Genomic DNA, 20,165 nt, shown 5'->3' on the forward strand with positions numbered 1-20,165 from the left:
TAAAAGTAATTTTTGGAATAGCTATAAAAAAGCAACAACTAGGTTATCTAGATGTTGCTAATGATGAAACTAATTAGTATTCTGTTACTGATTCTGAACTATGGATTGATGGTGTGGGGTTTAAATGATCGTTTACTAATCTTACGCCAATACCAATGCGTTTAGCTTTTGGATTAAGTAGTGTATCTCTATGTGCCCAGTATGGTCCATCATTATAAATATATCCCATTATTGATTCATGTGCTGCTATTTTGTTGGTGTATTTGGATGGATCCATTACGTATAATTTCGTTTTATGTTTGAAATTCAGTCCTACAGCACCTTGATTGCATACTTCACCAATAAAATCATGTTGGATATTATATTTGTCAAAATATTTATTAATGTATGGTGTTTTATCTTTATCTAAGTGTACTATATCGGCATCATTTTCACTTTCAGGATTGGCAAATGCTTTTGATAATAGGACAGTACGATCTTGTGTTGCTTTATCATATTGAGGGTCTTCCTTTAGAGGTTGTAATCCTCGATTAGTTCGTTCTTTGTTTAATTCTTTAAGAAATTCTTTTCTAAATGCTGGAACGCTTAGCTTAAATTTCTTTGTTTTTGCCTTATGCTTTTTAGATTTAGCTGCTTGTACAATAGTTGGCTGTATGCTAGCCAATAAACTCGGTGCTAATGATCCACTAAATAATAAAATAGTAGCTGTAATTTTAGTGATATTTTTTATTGTTTTCATGATTATTGTCCTTCCATGGATAGTTATTCTTATTATATATTAATTTTTAAGGAGTGTTGAATTTTTTATGAATTTAAATAAAGATCAGTATAATTTAAAAGTTTGCTGATAGGTTTTAGCTTTATGCTGCCTAAAGCAACAATTTTTAAACTAAACCGCTGATATCATGATAACTATAGTGAAGATTATTTTGCTTTAAATTTCTTTTAGACAGTTTTTGATTTATTAAAAGTATTTAACCTTTGAATGCAAAAGCGTTTAAAAGTATTAAATTTCCTAATGTTTTCAGCGTTCAAAAGTATTAAATTTTCTGATGTTTTCAGTGTGTAAAAATATTAGATTTTTTAAAGTTTTTCGGCATGTAAAAGCATTGTTTTCTTAAAGCTTTCTGTGCTAGAATGACTTTATAAAACAAAAGAAGCCCTGATACCAACAGGACTTCTCAACATGAGTTTCCGCATTAAGCGGTGACTTAACAGTAATTTGATTAATAACCGTTAGTGTCTTAAGCTAAAGCGGTTATTATTTTGCCCTAAATTTCTTCCAGGCAGCTTTTAATTCACTCAAAGCGTTAATTAACTTAGCAATTTCAGTAATCAACAAATTTAATTGTCTAACCACTGTTACCAATACCAAGATAATCACTGCAATGATTGAACCCAAAGCAATAACAGTATCCATGTGGGTACCTGACTAATCCTTTCCACCGAATTCTAAGGTTTATAGTTGTTACACCATAAGCACCACATCCTCAGTCTAAAAATTAGTCACCGCTATCTAGCTTCTACTCATGTTCGCTAATATTATAGCAAAGATAGAATTAAAGAAATAGATATTATGGCAATTTGCTAGTAATAGTAAGCTTTCAATTAATTCACATTCTGAGCCCTAACATTTGGGTTCACCTATCTCCCTATGCTACACTTGAACGGCTATGTGTTAGGAAAAGGAGAGTACTATGCAAATTGCTAAAAAAGTACGAGGATTAACTACTTTTGATTTAAAAGTAATTGGTGTTATTTTAATGGTGGTTGACCATGTCCATCAGATGTTTTATCCGTTAGGTGCACCGAATTGGCTGGACTGGTTTGGTCGGCCAGTGGCCACTATTTTCTTTTTTACCAGTGTAGTTGGCTTTAGTCACACGCATGACAAGAAGAAATATATGGAGCGGCTGTATCTTTCGATGGTACTAATGGCGCTGTTAACAACAGTTTTACAAAAAACGATTAGCTTCGATCAGGTACAGTTAATCAATAATATTTTCCGTGACTTGTTCATTGGAACAATGTTTATGGCTGGTGTTGATCAATTTGCGGCCGCTAAGGATGGCGATAAGGCGAAACATATTAGTTTAGGAATTTTATGGTTTGCCCTACCATTTATTTTTTCAGTTATTACAACAATGATTGTTGGTGCGCAGAGTGTACCACTCTTAATTAAACAAATTGCGATTGGCATTTTTCCCGCAATTCTTCTGGCCGAAAATAATATTATGGTGTTGCTGATCCCGCTGCTGTATGTTTTTAGAAATAACAAGAACATTCAATGTCTCTTGATTGCAATTACTGCTTTGCTTTATGGCCTAAGTGGAACAACTCAATGGATGATGATTTTTGCAATTATTCCAATTTGGCTTTATAACGGCCAAAAGGGCCCGGGCATGAAATATTTCTTTTATATTTTCTATCCAGCTCACATTGCATTGCTGTACTGCCTCGCCGCATTTTTATATAAAACAATTGCTTAATAATATTTATGGGTGCTCCTTTAAGGGAGTGCCTTTTTTAATATTGTTAGTAATTGCTATAATGTACAATTATTAGTACAATTAATATAGAGGTGATTGTAATGGATGCGGTAAACTATAGTAATTTTAGAAAGCATTTGAAAGATTATTTTAAGCAAGTTAACGATCATAGTGAGCCATTAATTGTGACTAATAAAGAGCCCGAAGATAATGTTGTGGTGATGAGTAAGCAAGAATATGATTCTTTAGTTGAAACTCTAGATATTGAGTCGAATAAATATTTAATGGCTAAAATTCGCAATGGCCAAAAACAGGTTGATGCAAATAGAGCTGTTCATCATGAATTAATTGATCCAGATTATGAGGTAGATACTGATGATATTAAGCTGGACTGACGAATCATGGGATGACTATGTTTATTGGCAGAAGCAGGGAGATAAGAAAAAAATCCGGCGGATTAATAAGTTAATCAAAGATATTGAACGGCATCCTTTTGAAGGACTTGGGAAGCCAGAGGGATTAAAGCATGATCTGTCTGGGTACTGGTCGCGAAAGATAGATGCAAAAGATCGAATTATCTATAAGTGTTCGGTGAATGAGCTAGTTATCTATTCTTGTAAAGACCATTATGATGATCATTAAGAATAACCTTAATTTACATTTGTAAGTTAAGGTTATTTTTTTCTTGCATCTTTTTCCTTATAAGTTTACACTGTAAATTATTAAATTTATGTTTACGATGTAAACAAGAACGGAGAAATTATGGTAGAAGCTATTAAATTAACTAATGTTCATAAAAAGTTTAAGGATCATCAGGTGCTGAACGGAATCAATTTCACGATTCAGGCTGGACAAATCATTGGCTTGCTTGGTGCTAATGGTGCTGGGAAATCCACGCTGATTAAAATAATGACGGGGTTGCTCAAGCCTGATTCCGGCAGCGTGGAGTTGTTTGGACAGTCCTTCAAACATAATTCGCGTAATTTGCGCAAATATTTAGGAACTGCCCCGCAGACTTTGGGTATCTACGATCAACTAACAATTAAGCAAAATTTGATGAATTTTGGTCGTCTAAGTGGCTTGAATGGTCAAAAGCTGCAAGACAAGTATCAGGAAGTTTTACCAATTTTTGATTTACAAAACTTAAGTAATGACAAAGCTGCCAACCTTAGTGGTGGGCAGAAACGGCGACTGCACTCAGCAATTGCACTGATGAACGAAGCAAAAATTGTTTTCTTAGATGAGCCGACCGTTGGCGCCGACATTGATTCGCGTAACCGAATTATTCACGCTGTGCAATCACTTAGCAAGCGCGGCATAACAGTAATTTACACGACGCACTATTTGCAGGAGATGGAAAGTTTAAATGCCGATATCATGTTTCTCAATCATGGGCAAATTATGGCGCAGGGCAAGATGGACGAAATTATTAATCGGTACGCTAAACCCACAATTAAGCTGTATTTTCAGGGACAGCCACCTCAGATTAAGGGCTGGCAAAAGGAGAAAAATTGTCTGATTAATAAGCATCTATCAAGCGGCCAAAATTATTTGGAATTAGTTAAGGGTGTTTTGAATCAGCCAGAACTTCAAGATCAGCAATTATTGGATTTGAAAATTATCCCGGCAAATCTGGAATCAGCCTATCATTCACTATTAAAATTGGAGGTAAGATAATGAGTATTAAGCAAATTTGGAATGTTATGAAGTTAAATTTACGGTTGCAGCTTAGTGATCCCACAATCAAGTTGATTATGATCTGTGTTCCCTTAATCATGGTGCCGTTCATGCGGCCAGCTGCCAAAATGCAACTAATTGTTCAAGGCTATATGCATGCAAATGGGGCCGAGCAGGTAGTACCAGGATTGGCAATTATGTTTTCTTTTTTGTCAGTCCAAGTAATTGTTCAAATGTTCTACCATGAGAGTGACTGGAATACTTGGGACCGGCAACAAGTATCAGCGACGACAGTTAACGAAATTATTTTTGGTAAAGTTGCAGTTGCATATCTAATCCAAGTCTTTCAATTGGCAATTGTGATTTTACTGAGTCAATGGCTATTTAATTTTAAAATTAACGGTAGTTGGCCAGCATTTATTGCGATCATCATGTCTTTTGCGGCAACGTTAACCTTTTTCGGTGTTTTAATTGTCAGTTTGACTAATTCCGAAGAAGTTGCACTGTCGCTGTCGAATCTGTTGGGGATGCTAATGTCGGGACTAGGCGGCAGTTTATCGCCAACTAGTACCTTTCCTCATTGGGCTAAGCAGCTGGCTAAATTTGATCCAGCATATTGGGCAATGACAGGAATTAAAAAGATTAGTCTTGATGCCGGAACAATGGCCAATATTCATAAAAATTTGCTTATTTTATGGATTATCACGGGAATTTTTTGTATAGTTGCCATAATTGGGTTTCACTTTAAACCGTTAAAAGAGGGTAACAACTAAACAATGAAAGCAACGAAGTCTACTAAAAAGCCATTAACAGAAGAGATAATTATCAATGCCAGTCTAGCGCTAATTAAGGAAATTGGATTGGAAAAATTTTCAATGCGTAAATTGGGTCAAAAATTAGGTGTTTCACCAATGGCAATTTACCGCTATTTTCCTAATCAAGGGCAGCTATTTGACCGCTTGGTAGAGAAGGTTTGGCAACAAGCCTTAACTATTTCTAGTGACTTGTTTGCACACGCGACAACATGGCAAGATAAAGTAGTAGCTTTGATGTTACAGGTTAAGCAGACTTTGATTGCTTATCAAGAATTAATGCCCCTAATTTCGACACACCCACTAGCAACTAAGAAGGAATTTGTTTTAATTGAGCAGGTTTTGCTTAAGCTAAAGGAAGGTATGGCAGAATTCAATAAAAATACTGTCTTTTTATTGAATTCATTGGTCTTCTATACTATTGGTTATGTCTGGGCAGAAGCAGTCGAGCCTAAAGAGGGCGGCGAGGTGAACGTTGACTTAATGGCAGAATTGCAGCAGGGCTCGCCGATTTTTCAAGAATTATTTTCAGCTTTATTAGGAGAAGAGCGCCATGATGACCAGCAATTCCTAATGGGAATTAATGCAATTTTAAATGGTTGGCAGTAGGCAAAAGCAAACGGCAAAGATGGTCCCAAATTAATCGAATAGTTAAAAATCAAAAAGAAAGTGCTATCATTAAGTAAAACCATTGATATTTTGATGCTTTTAAGGAGGGAATTATCATGAAAATTGGTTTTATCGGAACGGGTGTCATGGGTAATGCTATTTGTCTAAATCTACTTAAAGCTGGCTATGAGCTGCTGGTTTATAATCGCACTAAGTCTAAAACTGATAATCTGGTTGCCAAGGGTGCAACTTGGTGTGACAATCCGCAGACTGTTACAGAGGGAGCCGATGTGATTTTCACGATGGTTGGTTTCCCGCGTGATGTTGAGCAAGTTTATTTTGCTAAAAATGGCATTATGGCTGCAAGCGTTAAAGGTAAGATTTTAGTTGATATGACAACGTCCAAGCCTAAATTGGCGCAAAAGATTTATCAAGCAGGTGCTGAGGCAGGCGCTCAGGTACTGGATGCACCTGTATCTGGTGGTGATTTAGGCGCTAAAAACGGTACTTTGACCGTGATGGTTGGTGGTGATAAAGCAGCCTTTACGACTTTAGAACCAGTTTTTAAGGCAATTAGTAGTATGGCACAATATTTTGGCCCAGCAGGTGCCGGTCAAAACACGAAGATGGCCAACCAGATTATGATTGCTGGTACGATGACGGGCATGACCGAAATGCTAGTTTATGCGCAAAAAGCAGGATTAGATCTACCGGCAGTGGTCAAGACGGTTGGCGGCGGCAGTGCTGCTAATTGGAGTCTTAGCAACTATGGCCCGCGTGTCTTAAAGGGCGACTATACGCCAGGCTTTTTCAGTAAACACTTTTTGAAAGACTTACGGATTGCTCTTGAAACCGCTGAGGAAATGGATATTGAATTGCCAGCAACGCAAAAGGCCAAAGATCTGTATGAAATTTTAGTTGATGAAAAAGACTTGGGTGACTTGGGCACGCAAGGTTTGATTAAGTTGTGGTGGAAGTAGACTAGGAGAATTGAATGAAACAAGTAGAAATTAATAACCAAATGGTGCCAGCAATCGGAATTGGTACGTGGCACATGGGCAGCGACCAAACTAAGGAAGCTGCAGAGCTTGCCGCAATTCGTGCCGGAATCGAAGCAGGTGCCAAGCTGATTGATACCGCGGAAATTTATGGCAAGGGTGCATCTGAAACTCTAGTAGGTAAGGCAATTAAGCCATACAACCGTGAAGAATTGTTCGTTGTTTCAAAAGTTTGGCCCGAAAATGCGACTAAGCAGGACTTAGAAAAGCACCTAGATGCCAGTTTAGAGCGGCTGCAGACTGATTACCTAGATATGTATCTGCTTCATTGGCGCGATCAGGTGCCATTAGAGGAGTCCATTGCCGAGCTTGATCGGATGCGTGAAAAGGGCAAGATTAAGTCATGGGGTGTGTCCAACTTTGACGTAGCAGACTTAGAAGAAGTCGAGGCACTTCCTGCTGGCAAGTATTTAGCTGCTAATGAAGATCTCTATAATCTGAATGCGCGCGGGTTAGACTTTGATTTGATTCCGTGGCAAAAGGAACGCAATATTCCACTGCTAGCTTATAGTCCTGTTGGCGGATTGCATAATAACTTGCATGCCGATATGTTAGATAATCCGGTAATTAAGCAAATCGCCCAAAAGCACAACGCTTCAGTCTACCAAGTGTTACTTAGCTGGACAATTCGCGATGGAATAACGATTGCAATTCCGCAAACAGCCAATGCAGAGCACATGAAAGATAACTTTGCTGCTGGAAATTTGGAATTAACAGCTGATGATTTTGCGGCGATTGATGAGCAGTATCCACGGCCAACACATAAAATTCCACTTGACTTAGATTAATGTACTAAAGAACTCGATTTGAGTTCTTTTTTTATGCATCTTTTCATAAATAGATATTATTTTTTTAGTTATTCAGTATTTATTTTGGTAAAATATATAAGTTAACAAATTTTATTGGGGGAGTAAATTAATGGATTTATCGCTTGTTATTGTGTCTGTAGCTGCTTTTTTGACACCGACACTGCTGGCGCGGTTCAAGGTGTCACTGATACCCACAACCGTTGCGGAAATTATTGTGGGCGTAATTTTAGGTAGAAGCTGTTTTAATATTATTCATATTAATTCTGTTTTGAATACTTTGAGCACGTTGGGCACGATCATGTTGCTGTTTTTAAGTGGGATGGAGATTGATTTTTCATTATTTAAAAAGAGCAAGCCAACGACTGTCTTAGCTGCTAAAAAAGCACAAAATAAGACAAAAGAGACACCTTTAAAAAGCGCAATTATCGCCTATTCACTAACAATTGTTTCGTCTATTGTTTTGGGAGTTTTGTTTAAAGTTTGCGGCTTATTTTCAGATGTCTTTTTGTCAGTGATTCTATTTGCGACGGTTTCGCTTGGCGTAATGATTAGTATTTTGAAAGAAAATAACTTACTTGGCCAATCATACGGCCAAACCTTGCTGCTGTTTGGTGTGCTAGGTGAAATCATTCCACTGCTTGGATTAACGATCTATTCTTCAATTAAAAGTGGCAATGGTGGTACGTTATGGCTACTCTCACTAGTGTTTTTAGCTGCGGCATATTTGCTAGCACGGTTTCGCAATTTCTTTAATGTGTTTGGCAAATTGACTAAATCGACTACGCAACTTGATATGCGTTTTGCCTTTTTGGTAATTGTGATCTTGGTTGTTTTGGCAACATCCGTAGGTGCTGAAAACATCTTGGGAGCGTTTCTTGCGGGGATTGTAATCAAGCTGCTGGAGCCTGAAGAAGCAACCGAAGAAAAATTAAATGCAATTGGTTATGGCTTTTTAATCCCATTTTTCTTTATTTTAACGGGTGTGAAATTGAACTTAATTGCGTTACTTGGCTCAAAAGCAACGTTAACACTGATTCCACTGCTATTAGTTGCATTCTTAGTGGCTAAAATGCCGGCATATTACAGCTTTAAGCAGTTATTTTCTCAGCGTAATGCATTAGCTGGGACCTTTTTAGTTGAAACAACGATGACACTAGTTATTTCTGGTGTGGCAGTTGCGCAAAATATTCATGCGTTGAATAATCAGCAAGGTGGTGCCCTGACTTTAGCTGCAGTGCTAACCTGCTTAATTGGGCCAATGCTTTTTAAGAAGTTATACCAACCGAAAGACGAGCAATTACCGAAGACAATTGTTCATATTATTGGTACTACAGTAACTTCTGTTGCCACGTGTCACCAATTACCACACGATTGGTATGATACGAGCTTGTATACGCGGCATCCAGAAAGCTATGAAACTTATAAAAACTCGGCACCAGTCACCCTGTTAGATACGATGGAACCAGCTGCCTTAATTAAACAGGGCATTTTCGATACCGATATTTTGGTAATTACGGACTTGCATTCCAAGATTAATTATAGCTTGGCCGTAGCCGCTAAAAAGTATGGCGTTGAACGGGTTTTAGTCAGACTTGATGACCCTGATCCTAATGAAATTGATGTCATGAAAAAAGAATTAACTAACTTGAAAATTGAATATTTCAATACTTTCGATACAGGAGTTGGCGTTTTTCGAACAGCAATCGAATCGCCAGAAGTTTTACGCTTTATTACTTCAACGACGTCAAGCTTGTTTGAAGTAACGATGACTAATGCACGCTTTGATGGTAGTTTGATACCAGATTTACCTGAAACTGATGAGGTCGTAATTAGTAAAATTGTTCGTAATGGCAAGTTTGTTGATCCACGAGATGATTTGCGCCTGCAACTTGGCGATCACTTGATTATGGCGGGACCACGTGAGGTGGTTTCGCGCTTGCGATTACTACTTGATAACCAGTTAGGATAAAAATAGCAGCTCACGATTGAGCTGCTATTTTTATATGATTGCAAAGGCAAGGCAAATGATTGCTGCTAAGATAATTAACGGCAGTACCAAGTGAATGAAAAAGGCGATGATAATTCCACAGGCTAGCAGAAAAAAGAAAATTTTAAATACTCCAACACCAAGCCTAAGTAACAGCCAAGTTATTAAAAAGATCAGTAAAAGCGTTAGCATAATCAATTCCTCCAATTAAATTAAGAACTATTATAACTGGTTTGAGTAAAAGAATGCAGAAAAAAGAACAACTTTAAAAATAGTTAATCATCTACTTTTGGACAAAAAATTGTTATAATATTATCCCAACCATTTTTGGGGCAAGCAATTATTACCCAGGAAATAATGTGAAAGGATGACAGCTTTTGAAATATCAACAAATAATTTTTGACGTTGATGATACTTTAATTGATTCAGCTGCTACCGAAAATTTTGCACTACATCATCTTTTTGCTGCACATCATTGGCAATTAACGCCAAAACTGCAGCAGACTTATCATAAATATAATCAGGGACTGTGGCGCCAGCTTGAATTAGGTGAGATTACCTACGAAGAATTAAGTAAGATTACGTTTAGTCATTTTCTTAAAGCTAATTTAGGCTTAGAAGTTGACGGCTTAAAAATCATGGACGAGTATCGCTCATATTTTGGTGAAGCACATCAGCTTTTGCCGGGAGTTGAGCACACATTGAAGTTAGCTCGTAACCTTGGCTATCAGCTAACTGTTTTGAGTAATGGCGAACGATTAATGCAAAATCACCGTTTGGAACTTGCTGGAATTAAAGATTATTTTGACTTGATTGTTACTTCACAAGAAGCTGAAGTTTCTAAACCAGATAAGCGAATTTTTGATTACTTTTTTGCGCGGACAAAGGTTGCTCCTAGCAAAACAATTTTCTTTGGCGATGGTCTGCAATCTGACATTCTAGGTGCTGAAAAATATGGCTTTGCGAGCATTTGGTATAACCATCGTCATCGCACAAATAAGCTTAATTTGCATCCGATTTTTGAAGTCGATACTTATCAGGACTTCGACGCTTTGCTGCAAAATAACTTAATGCATTTTTAACAAGCTGGCAGCTTGGGGTTATGTATAATAAAGGTGAAAGAGAGGTCGGACTTATGAATAATATTAATTCTCTAACTGATACTTATGAATTAAATAATGGTGTGAAAATACCTGCTGTTGGCTTCGGCACCTGGCAGACCCCTGATGGTGAAGTTGCGCAAAATGCTGTGATGGCAGCAATTAATGCAGGTTACCGGTTAATTGATACTGCAGCTGCTTATGGCAACGAGCAGAGTGTTGGCAACGGTATAAAGAAGAGCGGCATCAACCGCTATGATTTGTTTGTTGCAACTAAATTGTGGAATACCGATCATGGCTATCAGCAAACTGCAGCTGCAATCGATACTAGCTTGGAAAAATTAGGGTTGGACTATCTTGATTTGTACTTAATTCACTGGCCTAATCCTGTTGCAATTCGTGATCATTGGGCTGAGTTAAATGCTGAGAGCTGGCGGGCAATGGAAGATGCTCTGAAAGCTGGTAAAATTCGAGCAATTGGTGTTTCTAATTTCAGAAAAAATCATCTTGATGAATTACTCAAGACTGCAGGTATTCGTCCAGCTGTTAACCAGATTTACTTGAATCCAAGCGATATGCAAAAAGAAGTAACTGACTACGATGATGAATTAGGAATCTTAAACGAGGCTTATAGTCCGTTGGGTACAGGTGGCTTGCTTGCAAACGAAACAGTTTCTGAAATTGCTGGTCACTATGACAAGAGTGCAGCTCAATTATTATTGCGCTGGTCAATTCAGCACGGCTTTTTGCCATTGCCGAAGTCGGTTCACTCAAAGTATATTGAAGCTAATACGGAGATTTTTGACTTTTCAATTAGTGAACAGGATATGTTGAAACTAGACGGATTACATGGTGCTGCCAAAGTTGCACAGGATCCAGATAAGACAGACTTTTAGTTATATAAGAAAAGAGTTATTGTAAATGAAGATTGGCTTTATTGGTGCTGGCAAAATTGGTTCATCGATGATTTTAGGCTTATTACAAGCCGGGATTTCGGGAAAAGATCTTTATGTCTTTGACGGTGGCCACCAATCCGCACAACAGCTTGCGGCTGAGAACAGCTTGCAGTTAGTTGATGACTACGCTGACTTTAATGGCTGCAGTGCGGTAGTTGTTGCAGTTGGCGGACCAGTGATTAACACAATTTTACAAAAGTTAGGTCAAGTCTATCACGGCATTATGCTATCAACTGGTGGCGGCGACTTAGTAAAGGTTAATCAGGAAGCAGCTGACAATACGGCATTTGCCAAAATCGTCCCGAACACTCCTGTGCAAATTGGGGAAGGGATAACTGCTGTAAGTTTTATTCCTAATGAAAAGCAAACAGTGATTGCTGCAGTTAAGGAAATTTTAGGTAAACTTGGGGACGTATATGTTGTTCCAGAAAGTCTTTTGGGAATCTATGGGACAGTTTCTGGTTGTGCGCCTGCTTACGTTGACTTAATGATTGAGGCATTGAGTGATGCTGCTGTTCAAAATGGTGTTAAGCGTGCAGAAGCCTACCCAATGATTGAAAAGATGATTTTGGGGACGGCTAAGTTAGCATTAACTACTAAAAAACTACCTGAGGAATTAAAAGATGAGGTAACAACTCCTGGTGGTACTACTATCAAGGGTGTTGTCAAATTAGAAGAGGCTGGCTTTAGAAATGCATTAATTCAAGCAATTAATGCATCAGCTAATTAATTAAAAAGGCGAAATGTTTCATATGGAACATTTCGCCTTTTTTGTTGGGATAAGTAAAATAGCCACTGGCAAATTCTGCTCAATGACTATTTTTAGTTACATGTAAGAAAGGAAAGGAATAAATAATTAGAACTCTTTGTCTAAATCAACAGGAGTATCAGGAGTTTCACCCTTAATCAATTTTAAGTTATTATCAAATGCTTTAACAACCATGTTGCGAACAGCGTGAGTGGTGTAGAAAGCAGTATGTGGTGTTACCAAAACATTTGGCCGTGCAATTAAGTCAGCCAAGCGCTTGTCAGGTAATTCTTTGTTGCTGAAGTCGTTGTTGAAAATACCAACTTCGCTTTCGTAAGTATCCATTACGAAGCCAAAGATTTTACCTGAGTCTAAGCCGCGGATAACAGCATCGGTGTCGACTAATGGACCACGTGATACGTTAACGATAACAACGCCGTCTTTCATCTCTTTGATTGAGTCATCATTAATCATGTGAACGTTTTCTGGAGTGTCAGGAACGTGCAATGAAATAACGTCTGATTGAGCATAGATTTCGTCAAGTGTATCAACGTAGTAACCTTGCTTTTCAAGTTCAGGATTTCTATAGATGTCGTATGCGATGACTTTAGCGCCAAATGCTTCCATCAGCTTCATAAATACTTGACCAATGTGGCCAGTACCGATAACACCAACAGTTTGATCACGAACTTCGCGGCCGATTGTTGGTGCCCAACGGAAATCGTGACGGGCAATCTTTTCATCCATGCGCTTGTCTTGACGTAAAAGACGTGCAGCTTGAACAACAGCGTGCTCTGCAATTGCATTTGGTGAGTATACAGGAACGTTAGTTAACTTAAAGCCTAATGATTTAGCTTTTGGCAAGTCAATGTTGTCGATTCCGACGTTCCGCAGTGACCAGTTGTGAATGCCCAATTTATCTAGGGCTTCGATTGTATCTGCCTTGTAGTCTAATTGCTGGTAAGTAACAACCCCATCAGCACCTTTAGCTAATTTGGCAGTTTCGGGAGTCAATAATTGATCAGTGTAATCAACATCAATGTCCTTGTGTGCGTTTTTCCACTCAGTAACGTATGGTTCTTCATCTTTACGAATAGCATAAGCAAAAATTTTAGTCATAAAATTTCAACCTCCATAAAATTAATATTATTGTCTCTTGTGCTATTATACACTTGTATTTGGACAATGGCATAATAAACTTGTGAAAAAATTAATTTTATTAATAAACGTTGAAATAACAACAAAACGGAGTAAATAAAATGATCATAACAAAGCAATGGCTTAGGCAATTACCAGTCAAAAATATTCAAGTATGTAAAACTATTCACGGAGGGGATACGAATAAAGCATATCAAATTAAAACGCCTGAAAAGACTTACTTTATGAAGGTTCAGCCTCATAGTGCTGCAACTTATTTTGATCATGAAGTGCGGGGACTAAAAGAAATAGCAAAAGCCGGCGTTAATACGCTAGAGCCGCTTTTTCATGGGCAAATTAATGATGATGCGTATTTGCTTTTGAATTGGCTTGATACAGATGTCGGCAGTCAGGCGGATTTAGGTCGGCAGGTGGCAAAATTGCATCATTTTCATAATGATAAGTTTGGCTTTGGTGATCAATTGCAGAATCGGGTAATGATTAAAAATAATCAGTGGAACCAAAGCTGGGCGGATTTTTATATTAAGCAGCGACTGGAGCCGGAAGTAGCGAGTGCGCGAAAACTTGGTTATTGGAATGATACAAGAGAAGAGCATTATCAGCGGATGGTGGCGCAATTTTCTGATTATTATAGTAAGCACGAAGTGACGCCGAGTTTGTGTCACGGTGATTTGTGGTTTGGCAATGTCTTGTTTGCTCATGGTGCGCCGTATCTGATTGATCCTGACGCGATATATGGCGATCGCGAATTTGACCTAGCGATGACGACCGTGTTTGGTGGTTTTAGCAACCAGTTTTATCGTGCGTATTATGAGGAGTACCCGTTTGATGCCGAGCTTGCACAGCGGCTAAATTGGTATCGCTTTTATTATTTGTGCATGCATCTTTGCTTGTTTGGCGAAAGTTACGGCAGCGCGGTTGATGATATTTTGAGTCATTTTTAAAAAATATTATAATGAAAGAGATAGATAAAAAAGGAGAATAAAATGATCTTAATTTCGTGGAATATTGATTCACTGAATGCAGCTTTGACAGGGACTTCCGCACGAGCTGAAGAAACGCGGAAAGTTTTGACCAAAATTCATGACCAAAATCCGGATGTGATTGCAATTCAAGAGACCAAATTGCGCGCAACTGGTCCCACTAAGAAGCATCAGGAAGTTTTGGCAGCACAGTTTCCTGAATACGATTATGTGTGGCGGTCATCTGAAGAACCCGCACGCAAGGGTTATGCCGGCACAATGTATTTATACAAAAAGGACTTAACTCCAAAGGCAACTTATCCAGAAATCGGTGCACCAGAACCGATGGATCAGGAAGGTAGAATTATTACGCTGGAGTTTCCTGAATTTTTTGTGACGCAAGTTTATACGCCTAATTCCGGTAGTGGCTTAAAGCGGCTTGATGAGCGACAAATTTGGGATGAAAAGTACGTTGCCTATTTGCAAAAGTTGGATCAGGAAAAGCCAGTTTTGGCAAGTGGTGACTACAATGTTGCCCATACGGAGATTGATTTGAAGCATCCCGACAACAACCATCATTCTGCTGGTTTTACTGATGAGGAACGGGTTGATTTTACTAAGTTACTTGATGCTGGTTTTACCGATACTTTTAGAAAAGTTAACGGCAATATTGAAGGTGTCTATTCATGGTGGGCTCAACGTGTCCGGACGGCCAAGGCGAATAACTCTGGTTGGCGGATTGATTATTGGATTACAAGTAATCGCATCGCTGACAAGGTAGAACGTTCAGAAATGCTTGATACGGGTGCGCGAGCTGACCACTGCCCAATTTTGTTAGAGATTAAATTATAAATCTTTCTTACTAATTAATTTTTGTGCTATTTTTGAATATACAAGTCAAAAAGCATATACTTAGATAGACTTGCTAAAGTCAATTTAAAATTGTAAGGAGGAATGTTTCATGTCATGGGTTAATATTGTCCAAGGTGCATTGGGAATGGCATCTGGTATTTTAGGTAATGTAAGTGACTTCTTTAATGTTTTCCGTTAATTAGAGTTACTGAAAACATCCAGCTTTTAGCAGCTGGATGTTTTTTTGTTGCCAAATCATGCCAAATTTAAAAGGTAGGTTTCGGCTTTTCTTTTGTGTAAAATTAACTTGAGGCGATATGAATGAACGAACCACTGCAAGATGCAATTTTGAATGGTTTATATGACGCAACTTATCCGGGTCATGAACTACTTAGTCCAAAACTACTACAAAATACCAAGAATGATAAAATCTGGCTGACATTACGCCAAGAATTGTTGACGTGTCGTAATTTTACTTGGGCTGTTGCCTTTATTACGCAGGACATGTTAGTGCCCTTTAAGGTTGTGATGGCTGACTTAGCGGTTAAAGGCATTAAAGGGACAATCATCACCGGTGATTATTTAGCTTTTAATAATCCGCAAGTGTTCCATGAATTAATGAAAATCCCCAATTTAACAGTTAAAATTGCCGCAAAAAATGGTTTTCACGCCAAGGGCTACCTGCTTGAACATGATAACTGGCAGACAATAGTAATCGGCAGCGCTAATTTTACTAGGGCGGCTTTACTTAGCAATTACGAATGGGCGCTAAAAGTTAGCTCACGTGAAGATGCGGCATTGGCGGGGCAGCTGGCATCCCAACTGCAACAATTACAAGAAACTAGTGTGCCGTTGACGCCGCAATGGCTTCAAGCATACGAGGCTAATTGGGTTAAACCTGTGAGCAATTCATTGCCGCGAGTAAAGCAGGCTGCTTTAATTACACCTAACCAAATGCAAACGGCGGCGTTAAAAGAATTAAAGGCGCTGGTTGATGCTGGACAAAAACGCGGCTTAGTTGTTTCGGCAACGGGAACTGGGAAAACTTATCTTGGTGCTTTTGCCGTGAAGGATTTTGCACCGCGGAAGTTTTTATACGTTGTGCACCGTGAGCAAATTGCTAAAAAGGCCTTAGAGAGTTTTTACCAAGTAATCGGCGGTGAGCGTAGTAATTATGGCTTATTGACCGGGCACAAGCATCAGCTTGGTTGCCAGTATTTGTTTGCGACTGTCCAAACTTTGAGTCAGCCGGAGCTGCTGGCAAGTTTAGAGCAGGATGAATTTGATTATATTTTAATTGATGAAGCTCACCGAGCTGCTGCACCTAGTTATCAGCGTGTGTTTGACCATTTCACACCGAAATTTTGGTTAGGGATGACGGCGACACCAGAAAGAATGGACGATCAGGATGTCTACCAACTGTTTGACTATAATTTAGCTTATGAAATTCGTCTTCGGGATGCTTTAGAAGAAAAAATGCTGGCACCTTTTCATTACGTTGGGGTCGAGGATTATGAAGCTGACGGTGAAAGCATTGATGAGACGACTAATCTGCGTCATTTGGTGGCACCTAAACGTGTTGATTATGTGCTAAAGCAGATTGATTACTATGGCTATTGCGGTAATCAGGCGCGTGGCCTAGTCTTTTGCAGCCGGCAGGAAGAGGCGCGAGAATTAGCGCAACTGTTTACTGCTAAAGGGCATGCAGCAATTGCCTTAACTAATGAAGACAGTGAAGCTAGGCGTGCACAAGTGGTTAAGCAGCTTGAAACGGGGCAAATCGAATATATTGTAACTGTTGACCTATTTAACGAGGGCATCGATATTCCGTCGCTCAATCAGATTGTGATGCTGCGGAATACGCAGTCGAGCATTGTCTTTATCCAGCAGCTAGGACGAGGACTGCGTAAATTCCCGGGGAAAGATTATGTGACGGTCATTGATTTTATCGGTAATTATAAAAATAATTACTTGATTCCGATTGCGCTTAATCAAGATTCCAGTCGCAGTCAGGATAAGGCACGTGAAGAAAGCACATTGCCAGGGTTAATTGATGTATCGACGATTAACTTTAGTCGAATTGCTTCGGAAAAGATTTTGGCGTCACTTGACCAAGTTAAACTTGATGGCCTAAAGGAATTGCGGCAGTCATATCAAGACTTGCAAGAAAAAATCGGTCGGCCGCCACTACTGTTTGACTTTTACCAACATGGCTCGACTTCGCCCGAGGTGTTTGCTAATAATCATAGTCTGCAGCACTATGGCCAGTTTTTAAGTAAAATGGGCGAGACAGTCGAACTTAATAAATATGAAAATGCCGTGTTGTCGTTTGTGACTAAGGAGTTGCTAAACGGCAAGCGGCCGCATGAACTGCGCTTATTGCAGTTACTACTTGCAAAAGGGCAGGTTAGTCAGGAAGAATATGAGCAGGCGTTGCGGCGCGATCATGCCTATGTTGATGCGGCGGTATTAACTTCGGTTGAAGCGATTTTGTCGCTGTCCTTTTTTGATATTAAGCAGGGAAAAACAACTAAAAAGGCGCAATATGGTGATCAAGCACTAATTATGCGGCCAAATTTGTTGGATTACTGCTTGGCCCCACAACTGCAGCAGGCATTAGAGGCGAATATGACGTTCAAAAAATTGTTTGTGGATGTGGTTAAGACAGGCTTATTGCTTAACCAAGAATACGATAATCAAGCGCAATTCACGCTTTATCAGCAGTATGATCGTAAGGATGTCTGTCGCTTGCTTAACTGGCCCAAAGATGTATCGGCACCAATGTATGGTTATCGCGTTGATGAACGAGAAACACCGATTTTTATTACTTACAAAAAAGATTCGGCTGAAAAGCGTAATGCGGTCTATCATAATACGTTAGAAGACGGGCGGAGCTTGCGCTGGTATACGCGCTCGCCGCGGCATCTTGACTCGGATGAGGTGCAGCGTTTGCTTAATTCGTCGCAGATGAAGCTGCATTTATTTGTTAAGAAAAGTGATGCAATTGGTAAGCAGTTCTTTTACTTAGGTGAGGCTGATATTCAAAAAGAAACGGTGAAAGAAGAATTGCTGGGACCAAAAAAGAAGGCGGCAGTGGGGATGAATTTACTATTGAAGCACCCACTGGAAGCCAGAATGTACGAGTTATTATTTGCGGAATAAAACGGGTCTAGAAAAATTCCTTAGACAAAAAACAGATCAAGAATTTCTTTTTAGAAAAACCTGGTCTGTTTTTTAGCTGCTTTAATTTTAGTTAATGAATCCACGGTTAGGTGAATAGAAACGATTGATTTTATGGTTGAAGTAATATAATGCTGCGCCTTTTCCTCGTTTGAAGATTAGCATTTTATATTTTTTGCCATTGTAGGTAATGCTCTTAATGGTTAGGTGAGGCTTGTACGAATCATATTTTGACCAAACAGTACATTTGTTTTTACCTGTCTTTTTAACGGTAACTGGTTCTCTTAACCCGCTAATAAGAGACTTTTTGGTTTTAGTTGTGTAACTTGCTTGAGTATGTGCAGTATATTGGAGAATATAGTATTGACCATAGCCCTTTTCGTACCACTTACCACGAAACTTTTTGGGTACAGTATTAGTAGTGGCAGCTTCAACAGATTGGTTAGTAAAGTATGTACTAGTAACAGTAAGTAAACTTATTCCAGCTATGATGGTGATTAAAAACTTCTTGAACTTCAAAATTATTCCTCCTTAAAATTAATATTTTCTATTTAATTTTATCATCTTTATATAAATACATAAATGCATTTTAAATATTTTATGAATAAGAAGAACAATAAAAAAGCTTCCTTTAATGGAAGCTTTTTTAGTTTATTTAACTATCTTGAAACAAATGTGTTTGGCTTGAGATGTTGTAAGATGGCGTAACCAACGTCTTTTTCGTCATTTTCACTGTTATCAGTTTGGTTAAGAAACATGACAATTCCGTTTTGATTATCGGTTGTTAGTTGTACCCAAGTACCAAAATGGTTACCGCTAAGACTGCCATAGGCCAGCTTCAGTGCGTCATTATTCTTGAGGTACATGCCGCCAGAATAAGTGCCTAGTTTACTCTTTAGGTGAGTTAGGTAGCTGAAATCATCTTTACTAAGAATTGAGCCATCAGTTAAGCCGACTTGAATCTTATAATATTCTTCCGGCGTTGAGAACAAATTGCCAGCACCAGGAATTTGGGAAGCCAGTGACCGTTTAACATAAGCAGACTTTTGGTAGTTTTTACCGCCATTGGAATAATATGAAATTGGGTCTGTCATGCCAGCTGGAATATCTTGGTATAGGTAGGTACTTTTAAGACCGAGCTTGTTAACAATCCGATTTTTGAAATTTGTTTCGTAAGACTGACCAGTTAACTGGCGGATAATACCAACCAGTAGGATATAGTTGCTGTTATTGTACTTGTAAGTGCCAACTGGAGCTGAAGTTGAATTGTTAATATTGTTAACGACCCAATTAACGGCGTTATTTTCGGAATAATTATAGCCGCGGTCGATTTCGGTGCTGCTGGCAGTAATTCCGGAAGTATGAGTCAGGAGGTTACCAATAGAAATTTGGTCAGCGTTTTTTAGATTAGGGTACCAGCGAGAAATTTTGGTGTACTGCGAGAAAGCATTGTTGGTATGTAAATTCTCATTGATTAATTGAATGATCATTGCGCCAGTGATTACTTTTTGCAATGATGCGGTTGGATAAACAACACTATTGTCGCCGTTGCCAATGCGTTTGCCGTACCAGGCATAGCCGTAACTAATTGGTTGCACCTGTCCGTTTTTAATCACGGCAACGCTGCCGCGCATGTGATGCTGACGTAATGTGTTTCTGACAAAAGTGTACATGTCATTTTGATTACTAGTGGCAGTTGCCGCTTCAGTTTGGCTGGCACTTGCTGTTAGTGGGGCGGTAATGCCCAAGGTTAGGGCGGCCGCTAATG

General features: G+C 38.9%; 20 protein-coding genes. 15 read left to right on the forward strand and 5 right to left on the reverse strand.

All coding sequences use genetic code 11. From position 1 onward, the window contains the following. Positions 1-73: 73 nt before the first annotated feature. Both OZX63_RS00140 and OZX63_RS00145 read right to left on the reverse strand, forming a co-directional pair. Entirely contained in the window at positions 74-739 is a 666-nt protein-coding gene (locus OZX63_RS00140; protein WP_277143554.1) for a CAP domain-containing protein, read from the reverse strand. 522 nt (positions 740-1,261) lie between these two features. After that, the gene (locus OZX63_RS00145) at positions 1,262-1,420 is read right to left on the reverse strand and encodes a hypothetical protein (RefSeq protein ID WP_277143556.1); all 159 of its coding nucleotides are present in this window, start codon (positions 1,418-1,420) and stop codon (positions 1,262-1,264) included. A gap of 277 nt (positions 1,421-1,697) precedes the next feature. On the opposite strand from OZX63_RS00145, the gene OZX63_RS00150 reads away from it, so the two are divergent. From OZX63_RS00150 to OZX63_RS00205, 12 genes are all read left to right on the forward strand, one after another. Beyond that, positions 1,698-2,489 carry a TraX family protein gene (locus tag OZX63_RS00150; RefSeq protein ID WP_277143558.1) on the forward strand — a complete coding sequence of 264 codons (792 nt, stop codon included), beginning with the start codon at positions 1,698-1,700 and terminating at the stop codon, positions 2,487-2,489. Positions 2,490-2,590: 101 nt separating this feature from the next. After that, positions 2,591-2,884, forward strand: coding sequence for a type II toxin-antitoxin system Phd/YefM family antitoxin (locus tag OZX63_RS00155; protein ID WP_277143560.1), 294 nt, complete (start codon positions 2,591-2,593; stop codon positions 2,882-2,884). Beyond that, the gene (locus OZX63_RS00160) at positions 2,865-3,131 is read left to right on the forward strand and encodes a Txe/YoeB family addiction module toxin (RefSeq protein WP_277143562.1); all 267 of its coding nucleotides are present in this window, start codon (positions 2,865-2,867) and stop codon (positions 3,129-3,131) included. The genes OZX63_RS00155 and OZX63_RS00160 overlap by 20 nt, the downstream gene beginning before the upstream one ends. A 120-nt stretch (positions 3,132-3,251) precedes the next feature. Continuing rightward, the gene (locus OZX63_RS00165; protein ID WP_277143564.1) at positions 3,252-4,166 is read left to right on the forward strand and encodes an ABC transporter ATP-binding protein; all 915 of its coding nucleotides are present in this window, start codon (positions 3,252-3,254) and stop codon (positions 4,164-4,166) included. Continuing rightward, positions 4,166-4,939, forward strand: coding sequence for an ABC transporter permease (locus OZX63_RS00170; protein WP_277143566.1), 774 nt, complete (start codon positions 4,166-4,168; stop codon positions 4,937-4,939). Before OZX63_RS00165 ends, OZX63_RS00170 begins: the two co-directional genes overlap by 1 nt. A gap of 3 nt (positions 4,940-4,942) precedes the next feature. Next, entirely contained in the window at positions 4,943-5,587 is a 645-nt protein-coding gene (locus tag OZX63_RS00175) for a TetR/AcrR family transcriptional regulator (protein WP_277143568.1), read from the forward strand. 116 nt (positions 5,588-5,703) lie between these two features. After that, positions 5,704-6,567 (forward strand): NAD(P)-dependent oxidoreductase, encoded by an 864-nt coding sequence (locus tag OZX63_RS00180; RefSeq protein ID WP_277143570.1) that lies wholly within the window; start codon positions 5,704-5,706, stop codon positions 6,565-6,567. Positions 6,568-6,581: 14 nt separating this feature from the next. After that, positions 6,582-7,433: an aldo/keto reductase gene (locus OZX63_RS00185; RefSeq protein WP_277143571.1), complete on the forward strand. Its 852-nt coding sequence runs from the start codon at positions 6,582-6,584 to the stop codon at positions 7,431-7,433. Positions 7,434-7,563: 130 nt separating this feature from the next. Continuing rightward, a complete protein-coding gene (locus OZX63_RS00190; RefSeq protein WP_277143573.1) occupies positions 7,564-9,423 on the forward strand; it encodes a cation:proton antiporter family protein in 1,860 nt (619 codons plus the stop codon). Between the two features lie 395 nt (positions 9,424-9,818). After that, positions 9,819-10,523, forward strand: a complete 705-nt coding sequence (locus OZX63_RS00195; protein ID WP_277143575.1) for a YjjG family noncanonical pyrimidine nucleotidase — start codon at positions 9,819-9,821, stop codon at positions 10,521-10,523. A gap of 53 nt (positions 10,524-10,576) precedes the next feature. Continuing rightward, positions 10,577-11,437: an aldo/keto reductase gene (locus tag OZX63_RS00200; RefSeq protein ID WP_277143577.1), complete on the forward strand. Its 861-nt coding sequence runs from the start codon at positions 10,577-10,579 to the stop codon at positions 11,435-11,437. Between the two features lie 25 nt (positions 11,438-11,462). After that, positions 11,463-12,227: a pyrroline-5-carboxylate reductase dimerization domain-containing protein gene (locus tag OZX63_RS00205; protein WP_277143579.1), complete on the forward strand. Its 765-nt coding sequence runs from the start codon at positions 11,463-11,465 to the stop codon at positions 12,225-12,227. Positions 12,228-12,353: 126 nt separating this feature from the next. Here the strand turns inward: OZX63_RS00205 and OZX63_RS00210 are convergent, their stop codons facing one another. Next, the gene (locus OZX63_RS00210) at positions 12,354-13,364 is read right to left on the reverse strand and encodes a D-2-hydroxyacid dehydrogenase (protein WP_277143581.1); all 1,011 of its coding nucleotides are present in this window, start codon (positions 13,362-13,364) and stop codon (positions 12,354-12,356) included. A 140-nt stretch (positions 13,365-13,504) separates the two neighbouring features. Here OZX63_RS00210 and OZX63_RS00215 point away from each other — a divergent pair, with 140 nt between their 5' ends. From OZX63_RS00215 to OZX63_RS00225, 3 genes are all read left to right on the forward strand, one after another. After that, positions 13,505-14,347 carry a fructosamine kinase family protein gene (locus OZX63_RS00215; protein WP_277143583.1) on the forward strand — a complete coding sequence of 281 codons (843 nt, stop codon included), beginning with the start codon at positions 13,505-13,507 and terminating at the stop codon, positions 14,345-14,347. Positions 14,348-14,389: 42 nt separating this feature from the next. Continuing rightward, positions 14,390-15,217, forward strand: coding sequence for an exodeoxyribonuclease III (locus OZX63_RS00220; RefSeq protein ID WP_277143585.1), 828 nt, complete (start codon positions 14,390-14,392; stop codon positions 15,215-15,217). A 321-nt stretch (positions 15,218-15,538) separates the two neighbouring features. Then, complete coding sequence (locus OZX63_RS00225) at positions 15,539-18,379, forward strand: DEAD/DEAH box helicase (protein WP_277143587.1); 2,841 nt, start codon at positions 15,539-15,541, stop codon at positions 18,377-18,379. Between the two features lie 87 nt (positions 18,380-18,466). Here OZX63_RS00225 and OZX63_RS00230 read toward each other — a convergent pair whose 3' ends face one another. Beyond that, a complete protein-coding gene (locus OZX63_RS00230; RefSeq protein WP_277143589.1) occupies positions 18,467-18,916 on the reverse strand; it encodes a hypothetical protein in 450 nt (149 codons plus the stop codon). A 140-nt stretch (positions 18,917-19,056) separates the two neighbouring features. Next, the gene (locus tag OZX63_RS00235; protein WP_348535266.1) at positions 19,057-20,070 is read right to left on the reverse strand and encodes a serine hydrolase domain-containing protein; all 1,014 of its coding nucleotides are present in this window, start codon (positions 20,068-20,070) and stop codon (positions 19,057-19,059) included. Positions 20,071-20,165: the final 95 nt, after the last annotated feature.

It is taken from the genome of Lactobacillus sp. ESL0700 (assembly GCF_029392095.1).
Taxonomy (GTDB): Bacteria; Bacillota; Bacilli; order Lactobacillales; family Lactobacillaceae; genus Lactobacillus.